At 33.9% G+C, this 20149-nt stretch carries 15 protein-coding genes and 1 pseudogene; 6 read left to right on the top strand and 10 right to left on the bottom strand.

The window, feature by feature from the left end; genetic code table 11:
• Positions 1–109: 109 nt before the first annotated feature.
• The gene (gene hsdR, locus GYM75_RS11580; protein WP_220216075.1) at positions 110–3631 is read right to left on the bottom strand and encodes a type I restriction-modification system endonuclease; all 3522 of its coding nucleotides are present in this window, start codon (positions 3629–3631) and stop codon (positions 110–112) included.
• A 638-nt stretch (positions 3632–4269) separates the two neighbouring features.
• On the opposite strand from hsdR, the gene GYM75_RS12330 reads away from it, so the two are divergent.
• The 3 genes from GYM75_RS12330 (at position 4270) to GYM75_RS11570 (ending at position 6011) form a co-directional block, all read left to right on the top strand.
• Positions 4270–4395, top strand: a complete 126-nt coding sequence (locus GYM75_RS12330; RefSeq protein WP_255556773.1) for a hypothetical protein — start codon at positions 4270–4272, stop codon at positions 4393–4395.
• A 192-nt stretch (positions 4396–4587) separates the two neighbouring features.
• On the top strand, positions 4588–5025 hold the full coding sequence (locus tag GYM75_RS11575) for a hypothetical protein (protein WP_220216074.1): 438 nt from the start codon (positions 4588–4590) through the stop codon (positions 5023–5025).
• A 290-nt stretch (positions 5026–5315) separates the two neighbouring features.
• Positions 5316–6011: a JAB domain-containing protein gene (locus GYM75_RS11570; RefSeq protein WP_220216073.1), complete on the top strand. Its 696-nt coding sequence runs from the start codon at positions 5316–5318 to the stop codon at positions 6009–6011.
• 67 nt (positions 6012–6078) lie between these two features.
• Here GYM75_RS11570 and GYM75_RS11565 read toward each other — a convergent pair whose 3' ends face one another.
• Entirely contained in the window at positions 6079–9462 is a 3384-nt protein-coding gene (locus tag GYM75_RS11565) for a hypothetical protein (RefSeq protein WP_220216072.1), read from the bottom strand.
• Positions 9455–9784 carry a hypothetical protein gene (locus GYM75_RS11560; protein WP_220216071.1) on the bottom strand — a complete coding sequence of 110 codons (330 nt, stop codon included), beginning with the start codon at positions 9782–9784 and terminating at the stop codon, positions 9455–9457. Before GYM75_RS11560 ends, GYM75_RS11565 begins: the two co-directional genes overlap by 8 nt.
• Before the next feature lie 199 nt (positions 9785–9983).
• On the opposite strand from GYM75_RS11560, the pseudogene GYM75_RS11555 reads away from it, so the two are divergent.
• Positions 9984–10572: pseudogene (locus tag GYM75_RS11555) on the top strand (RtcB family protein); the annotation flags it as partial.
• A gap of 943 nt (positions 10573–11515) precedes the next feature.
• Positions 11516–11779, top strand: a complete 264-nt coding sequence (locus GYM75_RS11550) for a TM2 domain-containing protein (RefSeq protein WP_220216069.1) — start codon at positions 11516–11518, stop codon at positions 11777–11779.
• 420 nt (positions 11780–12199) lie between these two features.
• Here GYM75_RS11550 and GYM75_RS11545 read toward each other — a convergent pair whose 3' ends face one another.
• Together GYM75_RS11545 and GYM75_RS11540 are read right to left on the bottom strand one after the other, a co-directional pair.
• Positions 12200–12376, bottom strand: coding sequence for a hypothetical protein (locus GYM75_RS11545; protein WP_220216068.1), 177 nt, complete (start codon positions 12374–12376; stop codon positions 12200–12202).
• Positions 12377–12477: 101 nt separating this feature from the next.
• Positions 12478–13023, bottom strand: coding sequence for an imm11 family protein (locus GYM75_RS11540; protein ID WP_220216067.1), 546 nt, complete (start codon positions 13021–13023; stop codon positions 12478–12480).
• 329 nt (positions 13024–13352) lie between these two features.
• Here GYM75_RS11540 and GYM75_RS11535 point away from each other — a divergent pair, with 329 nt between their 5' ends.
• On the top strand, positions 13353–13952 hold the full coding sequence (locus tag GYM75_RS11535) for an RtcB family protein (RefSeq protein WP_220216066.1): 600 nt from the start codon (positions 13353–13355) through the stop codon (positions 13950–13952).
• A 131-nt stretch (positions 13953–14083) separates the two neighbouring features.
• Here the strand turns inward: GYM75_RS11535 and tuf are convergent, their stop codons facing one another.
• From tuf to GYM75_RS11510, 5 genes are all read right to left on the bottom strand, one after another.
• Positions 14084–15268 (bottom strand): elongation factor Tu, encoded by a 1185-nt coding sequence (gene tuf / locus GYM75_RS11530; protein WP_065558713.1) that lies wholly within the window; start codon positions 15266–15268, stop codon positions 14084–14086.
• Positions 15269–15336: 68 nt separating this feature from the next.
• A complete protein-coding gene (fusA, locus tag GYM75_RS11525; protein WP_065559622.1) occupies positions 15337–17442 on the bottom strand; it encodes an elongation factor G in 2106 nt (701 codons plus the stop codon).
• A 109-nt stretch (positions 17443–17551) separates the two neighbouring features.
• Positions 17552–18022, bottom strand: coding sequence for a 30S ribosomal protein S7 (gene rpsG, locus GYM75_RS11520; protein ID WP_065559623.1), 471 nt, complete (start codon positions 18020–18022; stop codon positions 17552–17554).
• A gap of 99 nt (positions 18023–18121) precedes the next feature.
• The gene (gene rpsL, locus GYM75_RS11515) at positions 18122–18496 is read right to left on the bottom strand and encodes a 30S ribosomal protein S12 (RefSeq protein WP_025316630.1); all 375 of its coding nucleotides are present in this window, start codon (positions 18494–18496) and stop codon (positions 18122–18124) included.
• A 302-nt stretch (positions 18497–18798) separates the two neighbouring features.
• Positions 18799–20109, bottom strand: a complete 1311-nt coding sequence (locus GYM75_RS11510; protein ID WP_220216065.1) for an NCS2 family permease — start codon at positions 20107–20109, stop codon at positions 18799–18801.
• Between the last annotated feature and the right edge of the window lie 40 nt (positions 20110–20149).

Raw genomic sequence — 20149 nt, 5'->3', positions numbered from 1 at the left:
TTTATCCCAAGTTTATACTCGTATACTTAATAGGCAAGACTAGTATTTTCATCGCCATTATGAATTAGAGTAAATGTATATTTTAGTAACTTCAAGTGACTTTGCTATATTATGCGGTAAGTGCTGGCCAAATAGCCTCTCTTAATTCATCTAATACCCTATCAAGTTGATTGCCCAATATTTTATCAAGCTGCTTAGCGCCACCACTATCAGTAAAGCGATGATTAATAAATTCTTTATCAATAACGATCTCAAAGATAATTTGTTTGGCTAAACGATCTAACCAATTGCGTTGAGCCGGTGTCCAACTATGGCTTTGGTAGATTTGTTGCATGGCTTGTTTAACACGTTGTTCAAAAGGAATTAATGGTTCGCCCAAGGCAGCACGACGAATATAACCAATAATACTCGCTGCAATATCTTGATTAGTTTGATTGCGTACGGCAGTGCGTAAATTAGCTTCCGAATAACCTGCACCATCCAATAACAGTTTAACTTCTTTCAATTGCGCACGGGTTAAATCACGTGGGCGATTAACAACCACAGACAACGCAGCACTTTCATTTAATTGATTATGAATGAAATGATTAAAACTGTCTAAATAATCCTCGGGTCTTTGGTGAGAGCCATAACTTTGCGAGCGTTCTCGAAGATGATCTTCATGTTGAGAAATGAGTGGTAAACGTTCACTACCTAGCAATCGATTGACTTCATTTAATTGATTAATTAACCCATGATGTTGTTTGATAAAATTCGCAGCAGATTCAGGACCAATTTCATGTAAATAATTATGTAGTTTTTTCGGTTCAACATCCCATAAGGTTTGTAATTCATCTAACTTTTGTCTTAATTCAGGTTTATTTTCTGCTTTTTGCTCGGCCTTACGCAAGATTCGCATTAATTTTTGATTTAATTGATTCAAAATTACATCAGCATAAGTTTCACCCGCCATATCGCCTGGTGTTTGTAATGCTTTAGCCAATAATTTAGGATCACTTAGTTCCTCAATTAATTGTTCAAGGGGGATATTAGGATCTTTAACTAACGGTTGCATAGTATTGACGTCTTTTAATGCGGCATAAATATCAACCGGATCATATATTCGAAATACCGTTTTACCTATGCTATCACATCGTCTTGTTGCACGACCAATCATTTGTTCATATAAGATACGGGATTTGACTCGGCGCATAAAGACTAAATTACAAATCTTAAGCACATCAATACCCGTTGTTAATAAATCAACAGTGATAGCTATATTTGGATAGCGTTCATTTTTAAATTGTTTGATTAATTGATTAACTTTATCACTCTGCCCGGTAATTTTAGCGACAGCAGCTTGATTATATTCACCATTATAGAGATTCTTAAATGCATCATCTAATAAGCGTTTAACCATATCTGCATGCAGATCGGTAGCACAGAAGATTAATGTTTTTTCTTCACCAAACGGATCGAGTTCATTCACCAATTGTTCGCAAATTACTCGGTTAAAGTTTTCATTTATAACCCGACGATTAAACGCGTCGACTTCAAAATTAAGCTCATCTTCTAATTCAGCGGTTTTAACTTCACCGGTTTGCGTATTGATGGCACTGACTTTTTCACCTTTAGTAAACGTAATACCATTTTGTGTTAATAAAGTTTGATAACGTATTGGCGGTTCATGATCAATTAACCAGTCATCGGCAACAGCTTCTCGATATGAATAAATATAAACAGGCTTACCAAAAATATCGCTAGTATGTTTTGCGGGTGTTGCCGTTAGCGCAATTTTTACCGCATCAAAATAATCTAATACTCGACGGTAACTTGATAAATATTGCGTGGCGTCACGTATTGCCATCTCACCTTCTGTCATTTCTTGATCTAAAGTATAACCACGGTGCGCCTCGTCAATTATAATACAATCAAACTGATCGATTAAAGGTGGATTATCGCTCATAAAAATGCGGTTGACCATTGCTTGCACGGTTGCCACTTGTATTCGTGTTTCAGCTTCAGTCACCATAGAACCAAGCTCGGCTAAGTTATAGATTTTAGATAAAGTGAGATTCTGTTCTAACGTGGCTTCATTAAAAGAATCTATTGCCTGTTCTCCTAAAGCGGTACGATCGACTAAAAATAGAATTCGTTTAAATCGTTCAGTTTTTAAAAAGCGGTACATCAGGCCTATAATTGTGCGAGTTTTACCTGTTCCTGTTGCCATCGCAATTAAAGCGGTTCGTATCCCCTTGGAAAGGGTGTTTTCTGTGGCAACAATTGCTTTCTCTTGATAATCCCTTAATTGCAAATAGGCAAATGGTTCTTGTTTTAGTTGTTGTTCAGCGTTTTCTCGACTACGATTAAGTAGATCTAAGAGTCCTTGTGGTGAATGAAAGGAGAATAAAGGACGCTTTAAATTGGCGCCATCACGAACATCACGAAACCATGTTCCTGACTGTTCAGCTAATTGCTTAATGTATGGACGACCATTACAAGAATAAACAAAAGGAATTTTGTAGTGGCAATCTGATTCATCAGGCCAAGCAATCGTTCTTTTTTCAAGTTCCCATGCACCAATCAATGGTGGTAATACTTGGAAGCCTTTACTATAACGTTCAGCTTGACCGATTTTTCCGGAAACATTTTTATTCTTTTTCTTAGCTTCAACAACTGCAATTGGTGTTAATCCCGCAAATAAAACATAATCAGCCCATCCTTTTTCGCCTTTATGTTCTGTCGGCCATTCGGCAATGGCTAAATATTTATTTTTTTCTGGGCGAGTACCCTTTTTATAATTTAACTGTTCGGTGTCAGCTTGCCAACCCGCTTCAATAAGCTGCATATCAATTAAAATTCGTGTGAGTTCTTCGCTTAATTCTATTTGTTGACTTGCTTTCTTAGCTTTATTACTTATTGTATTACGAGATACTTTTTGAGCTTTTAAATCTTGTAGAGCAAGTGCTTGTTGTAAATCCTTAATCTTTATTTCATATTCTTTCTGTTGTTTGAGTAACATTGCCTCATTTTCTTGGGCCTGTTGAGATAGGGATCGCGCCTCTTCATCCATTTTTAAAGCTAAGGTTTCAAATTCAGTCTTTTCTTTAGCGAGTAATTCATTAAATTGTTGACTTGAATTGAGTTCAATATTGGCTTGTTCTAGTTCTATTTTAAGTTTACTGATTTCTGACTGTAAACTGCGCAAATGCTCGCTGGGGTCAACAAGTGGTTTAAAAGGTTCTGGTTTAAATTGCACACCAGCTTGACTAAAAGATTGGTGAAACCATATCGCTAATTTGTAAGCAACTAAAAGTCCATCTTTTGCTTCTTTGTGCTTGGTTTTAAATTGATGAGTAGCTTTATTCCCTTCAATACGTAATGTATGAAAAAGATTACGGATAATGGGGTCTAATTTGAGTTCATTACTAATCTTATACAACAAATCAGACTGCGAAGTGCGTTCATTAAATTCAATACCAGCCTTGGCAGCAATATGTTGTGCCATTGCTTCAGCTAATTGCCGTAATTTTATTAATGTGGTATTAGGATCACTGCTAAATGCTCGCTCAGCTGTACACGCTAATTCGACAAACAGTGGATCGTGTTCAACTAGAAAACCAAAATTTGATTGCTCTTTAATTATTATCATTAAGCACTATCTCCATTGAAGTTATATCCTTTATCCTTTTTTATTATCTCAAATTTTGTATAATTTTATAGCTATTTTTTTATTTTCTAAGCATTTCTTCGGTAGACTATTTAAGATGGTGATTCGTTAATTAATTTTTTTTGTTGATAAATTTATTTTTATCATTCGACACTCAGCATTTAACCTAGCACTAAAAACTTATCTTTTATATAAAAAAATAAAAAAACATAATAGTAGTAAATAGCAGTTAAATTTATCACATGCGAAATATTAACGACTAAGTTTTAGTTATCGCATCGTTCGTTAAGTTCAACATCAATATTTAGTTATTTATTACGAACGTTGTTTTGCTAGTGATAGTCAATTTTATCTTTTTAAAAGGCTAATAATTTTAAAACATCTGCATGTAAATCTTCACCAATTGGTTATAATAAAATTATAAAAATAAAAAGTGCCATTTTATTGGTGAAAAAAATTACAGGTATAAGAATTTAAGCAATAAAGTGGAAAAAATAGTCAGCAAAATGTAGAAGCTAATTTACTGTAAGAAATGACATTTTAGGATATGGAACTCATTCTGCACTATACATTCTTATTAAAGGCAAAATACCTAACTTTTTGATCCCAATGGCGATTACATGCGACAATATCGAGGACAAGCAGAAGCTTTTTATGATGATGGAGACATCCCTTTTTCAATAGAACAATTTATAAATACCATGCGGAAAATGGTGATTATGTTTCTCAACGTGAAATCACTTTAACACGAGATCAAGCGCTGAATATTGAAAAAAGAATTATTAATGGTAATTATGCAATTGCTCCTTTTTATTTCCCATATTGTGCGTATGCCATTTCATCTGTTTTAGATGAATATGGTCTACAAGAACTTTATTTATTACCTGACTCTTTGGAAGAAGCGGTAAAAAAGATTGAAGATAAAAAAGGACAAGCTAGTGAAAATAAGTAATTTAGTCATTATCGTTTTATTTAATTTTATCGGTGCCTATCTAAGTTACCAATGGTGTTATCGAATGATTATCGCAAAACATCGCACACCAGAATTATATTATTTGATATGTTATGGTTTATGTTATTTCTGTTTTATTCTGATTTCAATCTATCTTCTAAATAAAATAAAAGGACCGATAGGTTTAGTGATTTGCGGAGTGCCAATTGGTATTATAATTCCCGCAATGCCGCCTATTGTCCCAATGTTAGTAATGGAAGATACTAATAAATTTGCTTTTAATCTAGATTTTATTATGGGGATGTTAGGTATCACATCAATGATAACCCTCAATTTTATAATATATCCGGCAATATTATTATGCTGTCATTATTCTATTGGTGGGATACAAAAAATATCAAGTAAGCTTGCTTTGAAGCAATAATCATTTGTCCGAACTAGTCAAAAAGTCGCCCAACTATTTTAAACTGTTGAACTTATTAGATTGGATTGTTGATATTGAATTATCTGCTGTTATTTTAGGCGTTTTATAATAAAAATTAGTAAAATTAGAATCCAAACTAAAATGCTAAATGATTTTTATTGCAGTATTCGATGAACCTATCAGGCAAACATAAAATAGTTATCATAGGTATGACCAAGATTAATTAACTACTGCTAAGTCTAAGAAAAATATGCTATATTATTTTTTAACTGATTTTACAAGGTGATAAAATGGATATAAAACTAACCAAGCATGACAAACGCTATATTGAAGGCACGGATGATGTCTACAGCATTATGCAACGTGTGTTATTGCGTGATAACCAAATCGACCAAGAAAAAGAGCATCTTTGGATGATTGGGATGAATCAAGCTGGTTATATCCTGTATCTCGAACTGATTGCGCTTGGCAGTTATAAATCGGTCGATGTTGAACCGATGAATGTATTTCGTGTTGCGGTAATGAAAAACGCCTCACGCGTGATATTAGTTCATAATCACCCGTCAGGATCGCTGACGCCGTCGGATGCCGATAAAGATATCACCGATCGCCTCATTCAAGTCGGCCGTATTTTGAATATCGACCTAATCGACCACCTAATTATCACCCCTAAATCCTATATTAGCTTCCGCAGTACTAAGCTTATGGACGAGTTAGAACAAAGCCTAAAATACGTACCAACTTATCAAGTGGTTGAACGTATTCGTAAAGAAGAAAAGTTAATTGCTAAAGAGAAGTTGGCGGTTGAAAGGGATAAAACAAAAACAGCTCAACAGAAAGCGAAAGAAATAAAAGTAAAAGCTGAGACTGAAAAGAAAATATTGATTACTGCTTTGTTGGAAAAAGGTGTTTCGGTTGAGGATATTGCTAAAATTCTGGGGATAACGGTGAAGGCGGTGGAGAGGGTTTTGGGGAAAGAGGGATAATTTTTTATTATTCCCCCCTTTAAATTTACAATAATTTGGCAGAATCTGATTTTATTAATATTAAACATTATTTCTTTAATTTACTATGGTTAGATATTTGCCTATTAATTTCATCAAAACTCATAAAATGCCCAGAAATAAAAGAGTTTGCGGCGATTCTCAGCCATTTAAGAAGTGGTTCTAAGCTTTTATAACGATCTATGAGATTATATAGAAAAATAGCTAACTTTTCTTCGCTAGCTAAATTACAAGGATATTTTAATATATTATTGCAACACGCATAGAATACATCATCAACACCACAACTAAAAGGATTATTAACTTTAAACTCTTGTATTGGATTTCTTTGTAAAAATTTTTTTTGAAAATAACAATTAACAATAAATCTAGATAGAATTGTAATAAGAAATTGTTTATATCCTTCAAAATTATCTATTACTTGGGGATACTTATTAAGCATTTTTACAAGCCATTGATCTGCAAAAACATCTTGTGATTTTGCTAATAAAAAAAAGTCATTATAATTTAAAACATAAGGAATACAATTTGACGCATGTAGATACAGACCAAATTTTTTTGTTTGAAAATCTAATGAATCCGTCAATTCAGAAAATAAATTTTTTGGGTTATAAATTTTTATGCCCAAGACTGGTAGAAATTTGCAAAATATTTGATCAATACATAATAAATGCAGATCAAGGCTAATAGCTGCCAATATTGTTGTATATGTGGCAGTATCAATGAATTCTTGAAAATTTAACAATTCAAAAGGGACATCAATAAGTTCAAGATAAACAATATCTGCTATTTTAATTATATGTTTTATTTCATTAATCATATCACCAAAATTTCTTTTTATATCGTCTGACGTGTTTTTTATTAATATTCCATTATCATCAAGACCAATTCTGAAATCTTCACTAAACTCAATTTTTGCTATCCAATTTTCTAAATATGACTTGGTTTCTAATGTTATTTTTATATTTAATCCAGTTTGTTCTAAATTTTTTGATAATTGTGTTAAAGCTAAATAGCAAATAGTATATATATCTAAGATAACATTTTTTGTTAACTCATCCCCCTGCTCAACTAAATCGTGTTTAACATATATATTTTTTGTAAATTGTTCTAAAGCAGCATTAATTGGATCATGTACTTTGCCCATAAGATAGGTTTTGTAAATCATTGGGAATGATGGATTTTTAAAATTTTTATTTTTTTGAAAATCTTTATCAAAAGCACACTTTTCCTCGAAAAATTGTATTATCTGATCGGGATCTTCGGGAAGTTTAAAAGAATAAAAACAATCATTTCCATCATTTAATCTTTCTCTTAGCTTAATAGCTAAATTTACAGCAGTTGTATATGGGCTTGTTCGCTCAAGAATTTCAATGACGTTCATTGAATAACTTCTTCTTTCGCCAATAGAAAGCTCATTTAAGAATTTTGCTATTGGTGAAGAAGCATTTAAAATCATTTCATGATTAACTTTTGGATTTTCTACAATTAATTTAGTGATGACTTTATCATCTGATTTATAAGTTATACCACCCAAGCAATTAATGATTTTGTCAGAAACTAATATTTCGGTATTAACTTTTGAACCAAATTCCACATCATTGATACTAAAACTAAAATCGGTAAGATAAGTAGCTGTTGTTCTATTTGGGGATTGGATAAACCATGAAACAATAATCTTTTCAGCTTTATTAAAAAGATTATTGTTAGCCATCAATATTAATAAGCGAGTTCCTACTCGACTTGGTTCATTAAAGAGTTCTTCTGGAATATCATTCAAAACACATTCAATTTTATTTTTTTTTAATTTTATATTTAAATGAACTAAGCATTCCCAAGAAGTTAGGCTTAATCTGTTAAAATTAAGTCCTTCTTTAATTATTTTTTCAGCTTCAATAAAATTCCCAACAAATGAGGTAATTGCCGATTTTATAATATAAATATCGCTATTCCATGTTTCTTTTTGAACTTTATCTAAAAATTGAGATAGCTGTAAATATTGTTGTCCTTTATATAAACTATTAATGTATATATAAATCAACCATGAATTCCAAAAATCATCATGAGATATAATTAAAAACTTAAGCAATTTGCTTGCTTCATAAGCTAAATCTATATTAAGTAATCTTTCAGCCATCTCTAGAATATATTCAGGGTTTAATTCATTTATTATTTCAGAATATTTATTTATAAAAGTATAAAAAACGCTTTGAATTTTACGAATTTGTTTGAAATCTTTATTATTAAGCACAGATAATATTTCTAAATAAAATGAATTGAAGTCGGATTCTATTTTATCCTCTGTGGCAAACTGTCCATACTCTTTAAGCCAATTTCTTATTTGTTGTGGAGAAGCTACGCGACTTAAAAGAAAAACTTCTTTTGGCGAAATCTGGTTTTTCCTTAATACATTGTCTAATACTTCTTTTTGATAATTATCATCATCAAATACTTTATTAAAATCTATTTCTGACGTATCAGAACTCCTAGTAACAACATTTTTATCGATACATTGAGCTACAAATTCATCTACTTTTTCTACTTCATTTTTATATTTTCTACATAATGATAATAAGCCATCATGATCACCGCGTATATAATGAATAATAGGTGTTGCAATATTAAAAATACGATAATCTTTACATCCAGATTCTTCAAATAAGTGTATTATCTGATTAGAAATATCCAATATTTCATTTCGTTGTTCTGAAGTACAAAGCCAATAATGGACTACGCTTATGATTGGATTTAATTTGACAGCTCTGGCGAATAAAAGTAAAAACTTGCTATTATAAGAGTTAAAATTAAGATTTAAAAAATCAGCGACCGCGTACGCGATATCTCCTTTATTATGACGCAAAGCCCCACAAACAATTCCTTCTAATTCATGTTCTGTTAGAGAAAATTTTTCAAAATTAAAGATTGTTTCTAACTCTTCTGAATCGGCTAAAAAATAGAAATAAGATTTTTTAGCAAATTCTCCAGGTTTGCTTTCATGTTTGTAACGTTCCAATGCTTCGTGATGTTTATTTTGCTTATGAAGTAATTCAATCAAAGCAGATAAACATAGATCCTTAATTAATGAATTTTCATATTTGGTCAAATAAGTATTGATAACAAATAAGGCATTTTCTAAATTTTCTTTTTCAATTAAATTACTATGTATTGAAAGTGTTTCAATTATTGCTGAACTTTCTTCATCTATATTATTAAAGGACTTTAAAACAGTAAGTTTTATTTTTGCCTCATCTGCTTTATAATCTCGTAAGTCATTAAGAATATCTAAAACAATCTTTCGAAGATTTTCTGGAACAATGTCAGCATATATAAATAAATTATTAGTACTTATATTATTTACATATTTATTACCATAAACATTATCACCAGAACCTTTATGAATTTGATGTGGAATAGACGATTCATTTTTATTCATTATTATTCCCGTTAGTAATTTTATTGCCAATGATATTATCGCCAGTTCCTGAGTGAATTTGAATATTAACATTACGCGCAGAAATATTGCCTAACAAATTCTTCAATTCATTCGAAGAATTTATTTTATTTTCTATCGCTTTTTCACTCATCTCATCATTTAAATTTAATTTTTGTAGTTTGTCTGCTAAATTCTCTAGCGTTGTATCATCAATTAACCAATTTTTTAATCGACTAGCTAATGCATTTTTAGTTATTGACAAACCACCTTTGAATATATCGTAAATAGCTCCAGATAATATTGTTGTTGTTAAAAATCCCATAATCCAAACCTTCTTATAACAAGTTATCGTTTACACATAAAACACTGTATAATTATACAATAGATTTAAATTTCAACACATAAAAATATATGCAACAATATTGATAATTTTTTCAATCGAATATTTAAAAAAAACAAAGCAGAAATAATACCTGTCGCTTAAAAAGTAATTGTCATAATTTAGTTTGAGTTTGCAAGTTAAAGCAAAAGCTTTATGGCCGACTAATGAAAAACAACCAAAATCAGGATTGTTTGGTTTAACAGATAGTCACGAACAAGCCTATTCAAGCTATGGGCGTTGCTGCGCGTTATGCTTGGATTAATCGAATTGTGATTACCGAATTGATACGTAAATCGCTTTCAACTATTTTTCATCAAGATGATAGTCAACTCGTGGTCGATATTTCGCACAATATCATTTTGCCTGAACATGAGATGAATATTCATCGTAAAGGGGCGACGCCTGCTTATGCTGGTCAGATAGCTTTAATCCCAGGTTCAATGGGTGATCACTCTTATGTAGCAGTGGGTAAAGGCCATGCTGATTGGTTATGGTCTTGTTCACACGGTGCTGGTCGAGCAGAAAGACGACAGGCTATGCGTAGCAAAAAAGTCGAATATGATAAGGTTAATTTGCCATGGCAATGTATTACTTTAAAAGAAGAACGCCTACGTGAAGAGGCCCCTACAGCCTATAAACCTATCACACCAGTGATTAAAGCACAACAAAACGCCGGTTTGATTCAAACAGTGGTCAAACTTAAACCGTGGGTTACGTTTAAGGTGTAACATTCGAAATAGCATTTTGTGCAATAATTTCTTATTTTATCAACGTATTAAATTTTAACACAAAATGCTTTTTATAAAGAAAAATGATAACTATTTTTTATCACACCAACAGCGTAGACCGATACTGTAAATTTGGTTGTTTAATCGAGTGTTCATCATCAATAATTACTAGCTCTTGAACATTTTTTGTTTGGTAAGAGATTAACGACTTAATTTAATTTTATTTAATTCAATTTTTATTATAGTCACCTATGCTATTCTTCGACCAAAATTAGCAGAATAATATCTATATATAGCAAATATTTCTGCTACGACTCCCTATTTTATGTAAATCTCTGTATGTAGAGCAAATTAACCAATAGTGAATATATTGATACCATTTAGTTTTAAACTCAATACTTACTCAATAGCAGATCTTATCATGCGTCATTTTTCCTAGGTTGAAACGACATTTCAGGAGATAAAGAAAAACTATCTCATAGTTGAGTAAAAAGATGGTATTGTTAGAAAAATGAATAACACGTTAATTGATATTTATTGACCAATCACTATCATAAATAATCTTATAGCGATCTCAAAAACGCTCTAACAGCTCTTTTTAGGATTGTGAAGATATGACAAAAACAAATTTTATTTATATTGCCATTAACTTAATTTTTAACTAAAAGTAAAATAATATGTTGATACTTTACAATAAAACCTCCGTTCTATACAATATCCCCGCTTTCCTGAATATACTATTACAGGAAAATAATGAAATAGAGTTTAAAATTACAATAAAATCGAATATTTTTCATAATATTAACTGTTTACAGCATTAAAAATAAAATTGTTGCGTAGTTATTTTTACGCTATACAATCAATAAATTTTTATTCTTTTATTTGTAATAAGGATTTATTTTATTTAAATTTTTTAATCATCTAATTAAAAAAAGGAGTTTTCATGGAAACTAAATCTGAGTTTGTTGGGAATAACCGTTCTGTCGTTGTAACTCTTTTATTGTGGTTTTTCCTCGGTACATTTGGTGTTTATAGGATGTATTTAGGTAAAGTCGGAACTGGTATTTTAATGCTTGTTTTAACAATAATTGGCTTTATTACTCTCCCTATAATAATTGGTATTTTTATATTAATTGGGCTTTTTATTTGGTGGATAGTTGATTTAGTTTGCATACTAAAATCACCGAAAATAAATCAAATGCCATAAATTTAAAATTTTCACAAAACTATAATTACTAAAACGACAAAACTAGAAGTTTGTTTTATTAACTCTAGTTTTATCTTTAGTAGTAATTTACAACTATTATAGAAAGGAAAGTTCCTCTTAATAAAGTCAGATCCAACTGAGGAACAGCTTCCTTCTTAACAGATTGAAATTTCATTTAAATTAATAGTTCAACTTTAAATTATTGTAATGTAGTTCTTTATTATTCAAAACACAAAAAACCTATTTCATTAATCACTTTGCTATGTTAAATCATATAGCCTTTGTTTTTATCATCATATCTTAAGTACTACCTTGTTTGTGGTATTCGGCAGTCATATCATATTATAAATATAAACTCACTACCCAAATAATATTAATATCCAGTCGCTAAACCATCCTCTCTAGGGTCGTTTGCGCCCATTAGTAGATGATGATTTGCATCGATAAGAATGGCACGGTATGACCCATGGTATCGGTGTAATCATCAACAATTTGCACATCATGTCCACGTAATTTGAGGGAATGAATCACATCGTTAGGTATGCGTTCTTCAACTTTAAGATTATTGGAAGATGCATCCCATGTGCGCCCGTGCAACCATCTAGGTGCATTAATGGCTACAAGTAAAGGAAATCCTAATTAGGTTGGGTTATTTCCATCTATACCTAATTCATAAATTATCATAGATTTATTAAACTTTAATTATACATTCCCTCATATTCTTCAATATTTATAAATTCAACACCGGTTGGATTTAGTTTTTTGATTTCATCAATTACTGATTTATGATATAAATAAATTCCGGGCTCTTCTAATAATCTCCATCCCAAACGTTTGTTTAATGGAATTTTTTTTAAAACTTCTCTGTCTAAGACATATTTGTTAATAAAGTACATATCACATTTTTCGTCGTATTTATAATCTGATTTTTCTTTGTCCAATGCTTCAAACGTATTATCATCAACGTAAATACAGTAATAATCATCAATGTAGCCACCTTTCCGGTCTGAAAGCTCTATCGGTACAATACGCACCCCTTCCATATTCATAGCTAACATTATGTTGGCAATTTTTTTAGTAACAAAATCTTTAGAGCCTGTTAAGTAATCGGCTAATACAGGATGACGAGGTAAAGGATCTCCCAATTGAGCCTTGATTATTTCTTTTCTTTGATCTAAGAGATCAATCATTGGAAAAGCCTGATCTTCTTTACACATCATGAAATAATATTCAAAATCTTTCATATTTTATTTTTCATCCTCTCAAATGTAGATATTAAAAATAAGTTCAATTTTAACTTTTATTATACATGGCTCAATATAAAATAAAGACTACTGATAAAATAAAAATGCAATACTGTTGATAATTAAATAACAAACTAATAGTAATATAAAATTTTTTAATTAATTACACTTATCAATTGAATAGAACGATATATATTAGAAAAAAGGGCTTTTCTTTTCAGACATAGAACATGACATAATGAATATACATTTTTTTGTTTCGAGAACAGAAAACAACGCGGTAATGATGCCTATAGCTTAAAAAATATTTGTCTTAATTTAGTTTGAGTTTGCAAGATAAAGCAAAAGTTTTATGGTCGACTAATGAAAAACAACCAAAATCAGGATTGTTTGGTTTAACAGATAGTCACGAACAAGCCTATTTACAAGCTATGGGCGTTGCTGCGCTTTATGCTTGGATTAATCGAATTGTGATTACCGAATTGATACGTAAATCACTTGCAACTATTTTTCATCAAGATAATAGTCAACTCGTGGTCGACATTTCGCACAATATCATTTTGCCTGAACATGAGATGAATATTCATCGTAAAGGGGCAACGCCTGCTTATGCTGGTCAGATAGCTTTAATCCTTGGCTCAATGGGTGATCACTCTTATGTAGCAGTGGATAAAGGTCATGCTGATTGGTTATGGTCTTGTTTACACGGTACTGGTCGAGCAGAAAGACGACAAGCTATGCGTAGCAAAAAAGTCGAATATGATAAGGTTAACTTACCTTGGCAATGTATTACTTTAAAAGAAGAGCGGCTACGTGAAGAGGCTCCCACGGCCTATAAACCTATCACACCTGTAATTGAAGCACAGCAAAACGCCGGTTTGATTCAAACAGTGGTTAAATTTAAACCGTGGATTACGTTTAAAGTATAATTTTGATAAAACCATGTTAGTTTTGGCTAGTGTGGTTTAGTATTGTGGTATTAATATTTTTAAATAAAAAAGGCGTACAATGTACGCCTTTCTTACTTGTTTGCATCGGTGATGCAATAGAAGGTTTTAAATTATTTAATAACCTTAGCAACAACACCCGCACCAACAGTACGACCACCTTCACGAATCGCAAAACGTAAACCTTCTGCCATCGCGATTGGGTGAATTAATGATACTGACATTTTGATGTTATCGCCTGGCATTACCATTTCTACGCCTTCCGGTAATTCGATTGTACCAGTCACGTCAGTTGTACGGAAGTAGAACTGTGGACGGTAACCTTTGAAGAATGGAGTGTGACGACCACCTTCATCTTTACTTAAGATATACACTTCTGATTCGAAATCAGTATGTGGGGTGATTGAACCTGGTTTTGCTAATACTTGACCACGTTCGATTTCTTCACGTTTAGTACCACGAAGTAATACACCTACGTTTTCACCAGCACGACCTTCGTCTAGTAATTTACGGAACATTTCAACACCAGTACAAGTTGTTTTTGCTGTTGGTTTGATACCAACGATTTCAACATCTTCACCAACTTTGATAATACCGCTTTCTACACGACCTGTTACCACTGTACCACGACCTGAAATTGAGAACACGTCTTCAATTGGTAATAGGAATGGTTTGTCGATGTCACGTTGTGGCTCTGGGATATAAGTGTCTAATGCTTCCGCTAATTCAACAATTTTGTCTTCCCATGCTGCATCGCCTTCTAACGCTTTTAACGCTGAACCACGAATAACTGGTGTATCATCACCTGGGAAGTCGTATTGAGATAGAAGTTCACGTACTTCCATTTCAACTAATTCTAATAACTCTTCATCATCAACCATATCACATTTGTTTAAGAATACGATGATGTAAGGAACACCTACTTGACGACCTAAAAGGATGTGCTCACGAGTTTGTGGCATTGGACCATCAGTTGCTGCTACTACTAAAATAGCACCGTCCATTTGCGCTGCACCGGTGATCATGTTTTTAACATAGTCAGCATGGCCTGGGCAGTCTACGTGTGCGTAGTGACGAGTTGGTGTATCGTATTCAACGTGTGAAGTATTGATGGTAATACCACGTGCTTTTTCTTCTGGTGCGTTATCGATTTGATCGAATGCACGAGCTTGTCCGCCGTATTTTTTAGCAAGTACAGAAGTAATTGCAGCAGTTAAAGTTGTTTTACCATGGTCAACGTGGCCGATTGTACCAACGTTAACGTGGGGTTTTGTACGTTCAAATTTTTCTTTAGACATCTTAATGTTCCTTTATTAAATCACTTCCCTCATTTTGTAGGGAAGTGTTACTTTATTTATATAAATAATTATTTCGCTTTACGAGCTTCAATAATTGCTGTTACGATGTTTGAAGGTGCTTCGTTATACTTCAAGAACTCCATAGAGTAAGAAGCACGACCTTGTGTTTGTGAACGAAGGTCTGTCGCATAGCCAAACATTTCTGAAAGAGGTACTTGCGCACGAACAGTTTTACCTGTTGCAGTATCATCCATGCCTTCGATCATACCACGACGACGGTTTAAGTCACCGATAACGTCACCCATATAATCTTCAGGGGTTTCAACTTCTACTTTCATAATTGGTTCTAAAAGCACAGGTTTAGCTTTCATGAAGCCTTCTTTAAATGCCATTGATGCGGCAAGTTTAAAGGCAATTTCAGATGAGTCGACATCATGGTAAGAACCAAAATGTAAACGCACACCGAGATCCACAACTGGATAACCAGCTAAAGGCCCTGATTTCAATTGCTCTTGGATACCTTTATCTACTGCAGGAATAAATTCACCCGGAATTACCCCACCTTTGATTTCGTTAACAAATTCGTAACCAGCACCACCCGCTTCTAATGGATACATGTCGATAACAACATGACCGTATTGACCACGACCACCAGATTGTTTTGCATGTTTTCCTTCGATGTCTTTAACTGTTGTACGAATTGTTTCACGGTAAGCAACTTGAGGTTTACCGACATTCGCTTCAACGTTAAATTCACGTTTCATACGGTCTACGATGATTTCAAGATGCAATTCACCCATACCAGCAATGATAGTTTGGTTTGATTCTTCATCAGTCCAGACACGGAATGATGGATCTTCTTTTGCCAAACGACCTAAAGCAATACCCATTTTTTCTTGGTCAGCTTTAGTTTTTGGTTCAACTGCAACCGAGATAACCGGCTCAGGGAATTCCATTCTTTCAAGAATAATTGGTGAATTTTCAGCACAAAGCGTATCACCAGTTGTGACATCTTTAAGACCGATTGCTGCTGCAATGTCACCTGCACGAACTTCTTTGATTTCTTCACGTTTGTTCGCATGCATCTGTACGATACGACCAAAGCGTTCTTTACGATCTTTAACTGAGTTAAGCACTGAGTCACCAGAGTTAACTACACCAGAGTAAACGCGGAAGAAGGTTAAGTTACCAACAAATGGGTCAGTTGCAATTTTAAATGCAAGTGCAGCAAATGGTTCATCATCACTTGAATGACGTTCTGCTGGTTCACCATTTTGTAATTCACCTTTAATCGCAGGAACATCGGTTGGTGCAGGTAAATACTCAATAACTGCGTCAAGCATGAACTGAACGCCTTTATTTTTAAATGCACTACCACATGTTACCAAGATGATTTCGTTAGCAAGTACGCGTTCACGTAGTGCTTTTTTAACTTCTTCTTCAGTTAACTCATCACCACCTAGGTATTTTTCCATTAACTCTTCGTTAGCTTCTGCTGCAGCTTCGATTAAGTTTGCACGCCATTCTTCGACTTGCTCAACCATGTCAGCTGGTACATCTTCATAAGTAAAGGTTGTACCTTGGTCTGCATCATTCCAGTTAATTGCTTTACGTTTAAGTAAATCAACAACACCAGTAAAGCCTTCTTCTGCACCGATTGGTAATACTAATGGAACAGGCACTGCCGCTAAACGTGTTTTGATTTGCTCAACCACACGTAAGAAGTTAGCGCCCATACGGTCCATTTTGTTTACAAATGCGATACGCGGAACTTTATATTTGTTAGCTTGGCGCCATACTGTTTCTGATTGAGGTTGAACACCACCAACCGCACAGTAAACCATAACTGCACCATCAAGAACACGCATAGAACGTTCTACTTCGATGGTGAAGTCAACGTGTCCCGGGGTGTCGATGATATTGATACGGTGTGGTTCAAATTGTTGTCCCATACCAGACCAGAATGCAGTTGTAGCCGCAGACGTGATAGTAATACCACGTTCTTGTTCTTGTTCCATCCAGTCCATGGTAGCTGCGCCATCATGAACCTCACCAATTTTGTGACTTACGCCAGTGTAAAACAAAATACGTTCAGTAGTTGTCGTTTTACCTGCGTCAATATGTGCACTGATACCGATATTACGGTAGCGTGCTATAGGGGTTGTACGAGCCATATTAATCCTCTATTTAGAATCGTTTGCTTAATAAAATATCATTTAGGTTGACTGACAGTAGATATGTGCTGTCAGTCTAATTTCAAGCCACTTAATACAAGTGGAAAGATTACCAACGATAGTGTGCAAACGCTCTATTAGCCTCAGCCATACGATGAACATCTTCGCGTTTTTTCACAGCAGTGCCTTTATTTTCAAAAGCATCCATAAGTTCATTCGCAAGGCGTAGAGCCATTGATTTATCGCCACGTTTACGAGCAGCTTCTACAATCCAACGCATTGCAAGTGCATTACGACGAACAGGGCGCACTTCAACAGGAACTTGGTATGTAGAACCACCAACGCGACGAGACTTAACTTCTACAGTTGGTCTTACGTTATCTAGTGCAACTTCGAAAGCTGCTAAGTGGTCTTTTCCACTACGCTCAGCTAATTTATCAAGAGCTGAATATACGATTGATTCTGCGATAGATTTTTTACCATCTATCATTAAAATATTTACAAATTTCGCCAGCAAATCTGAACCGAATTTCGGATCAGGTAGAATTTTTCTTTGACCGACAACATGACGACGTGGCATTGGAATACTCCGTTTATATGTTATAAATTTTCAGGTTTACCCAAAACTCAAATGAGTTAAATGGAATTATATAGTTTGGCCTTACTTAACGGAGTTCCATTAAGCTTTAGGTCGTTTTACACCGTATTTAGAACGGCTTTGTTTGCGATCTTTAACACCTGCGCAGTCTAATGCACCACGAACAGTGTGATAACGAACACCAGGTAAATCTTTAACACGACCACCGCGGATTAAAATCACGCTATGTTCTTGCAAGTTATGACCTTCACCACCGATGTAAGAAGTAACTTCAAAACCGTTGGTTAAACGTACACGGCATACTTTACGTAATGCTGAGTTAGGTTTTTTCGGTGTAGTCGTGTAAACACGAGTACAAACACCGCGTTTTTGCGGGCATGCTTCAAGTGCAGGAACGTTACTTTTAACTTCCTTAAGTGCTCTCGGTTTGCGTACCAGCTGATTAATTGTTGCCATTAATAAGCTCCTGATTAATTAAAATAAATTTAAAATTGCATTTTAGATACGTAATTAATAACTGTAGACCAAAACCTAAATATATAAGTTTTGGGTCGCAAGATTCTAGACCTCAACAAGGATAATGTCAAGTTTTTGCTCGCATTTAACTATCGAACATAGACTTTATTCATTGGTAAGAAAATGCCCAATAAATGAGTAATAAAAAGTTTCACTTTTTAAGTGTACGCCAACTGAAAGGGGGATATATTAGTTAAAGATTGAGGGGGGTCCTCATCAATAGCATTGATGAGGAATGACGATTAATGATGATCAATAAAGATAAATTTAAGTGCAAATAGTACAGCAAAAATGATGACACAAAGATTGAGTTCTTTAAATTTACCGGTAAAGGTTTTTAATACCACATAAGAGATAAAACCAAGTGCAACCCCTTCAGTAATGGCGAAAGCAAAAGGCATCATTAAGGCAGTAATAAAGGCAGGTGTTGCGTCAGTTAAATCAGACCAGTTAACTTTCACTAAACTTGATACCATTAATATTCCCACAAATATTAGTGCGCCAGATGTTGCATAAGTCGGGACTAAATGCGCTAAAGGTGATAAGAATGTCATCATTAAAAATAAAATCCCAACGACAACAGCAGTTAAACCTGTGCGACCACCTACGGAAATACCCGCTGAACTTTCAATGTAAGTGAGAACTGATGAAGTCCCAAAAAGCCCACCAAGTGAAGAGCTGAAACTATCAATTAATAATGCTTGACGCATTTTAGGAAAGCGTCCTTTTTCGTCTGAAATGCCAGCTTTGTCGGTCAAGGCTAAAATCGTACCTGATGAATCAAATAAGCTGACGATCATGACGGAAAATATCACGCCCATTATACCGATATTAAGCGAACCGGCTAAATCAACATGACCGACTACGCTTGAAACACTTGGTGGAATAGAGGCGACGCCTTCATAATGAATATTAGGATCCAGCCACAGAGCAAGCAATGTGACCACGAGAATAGAGATTAAAACCGCTGCATGGAAGTTGCGCGCAGCTAAAATAATAATAATGAAAAAACCCAGAGAACCTAATAAGACTTTAAGAGATAGAATATTGCCTAAGGTTAATAATGTTGATGGAGAACTAACCACAATCCCCATATTTTGAAAGCCCATAAATGCAATAAACAGTCCAATACCCGCACTGATACCAACACGTAAACATTGTGGAATATGTTCTATTAGCCAATGGCGAACTTTAAAAAGAGATAGTGCAAAAAAGATTAACGATCCCCAAAATATAGCGCCCATTCCCACTTGCCAAGAATAGCCCATTGCGCCACACATGCCATAGGCAAAAAATACATTGAGTCCCATAGCCGGCGCCAACGCTATCGGTAAATTAGCAAACATACCCATTAAAATCGATGCAAAGGCTGTTACTAAACAGGTTAATACAAATACTGCTGAGGTGTCCATGCCTGTTGCCGACAAAATGGAAGGATTAACAAAGATGATATAGACCATTGTAAGAAATGTCGTACATCCTGCAATCACTTCAGTACCAATGGTGGTTTTTTTTGCTTTCAATTGAAATATTTTTTCGAATATTGAATTCATAAGTTAAGGCCTAGTTTAGGTTAATAATAATGAATATTTG

This window comes from Gilliamella sp. ESL0441 (assembly GCF_019469185.1).
GTDB lineage: Bacteria > Pseudomonadota > Gammaproteobacteria > Enterobacterales > Orbaceae > Gilliamella.
This window is presented reverse-complemented; position numbering and strand designations above follow the sequence as displayed.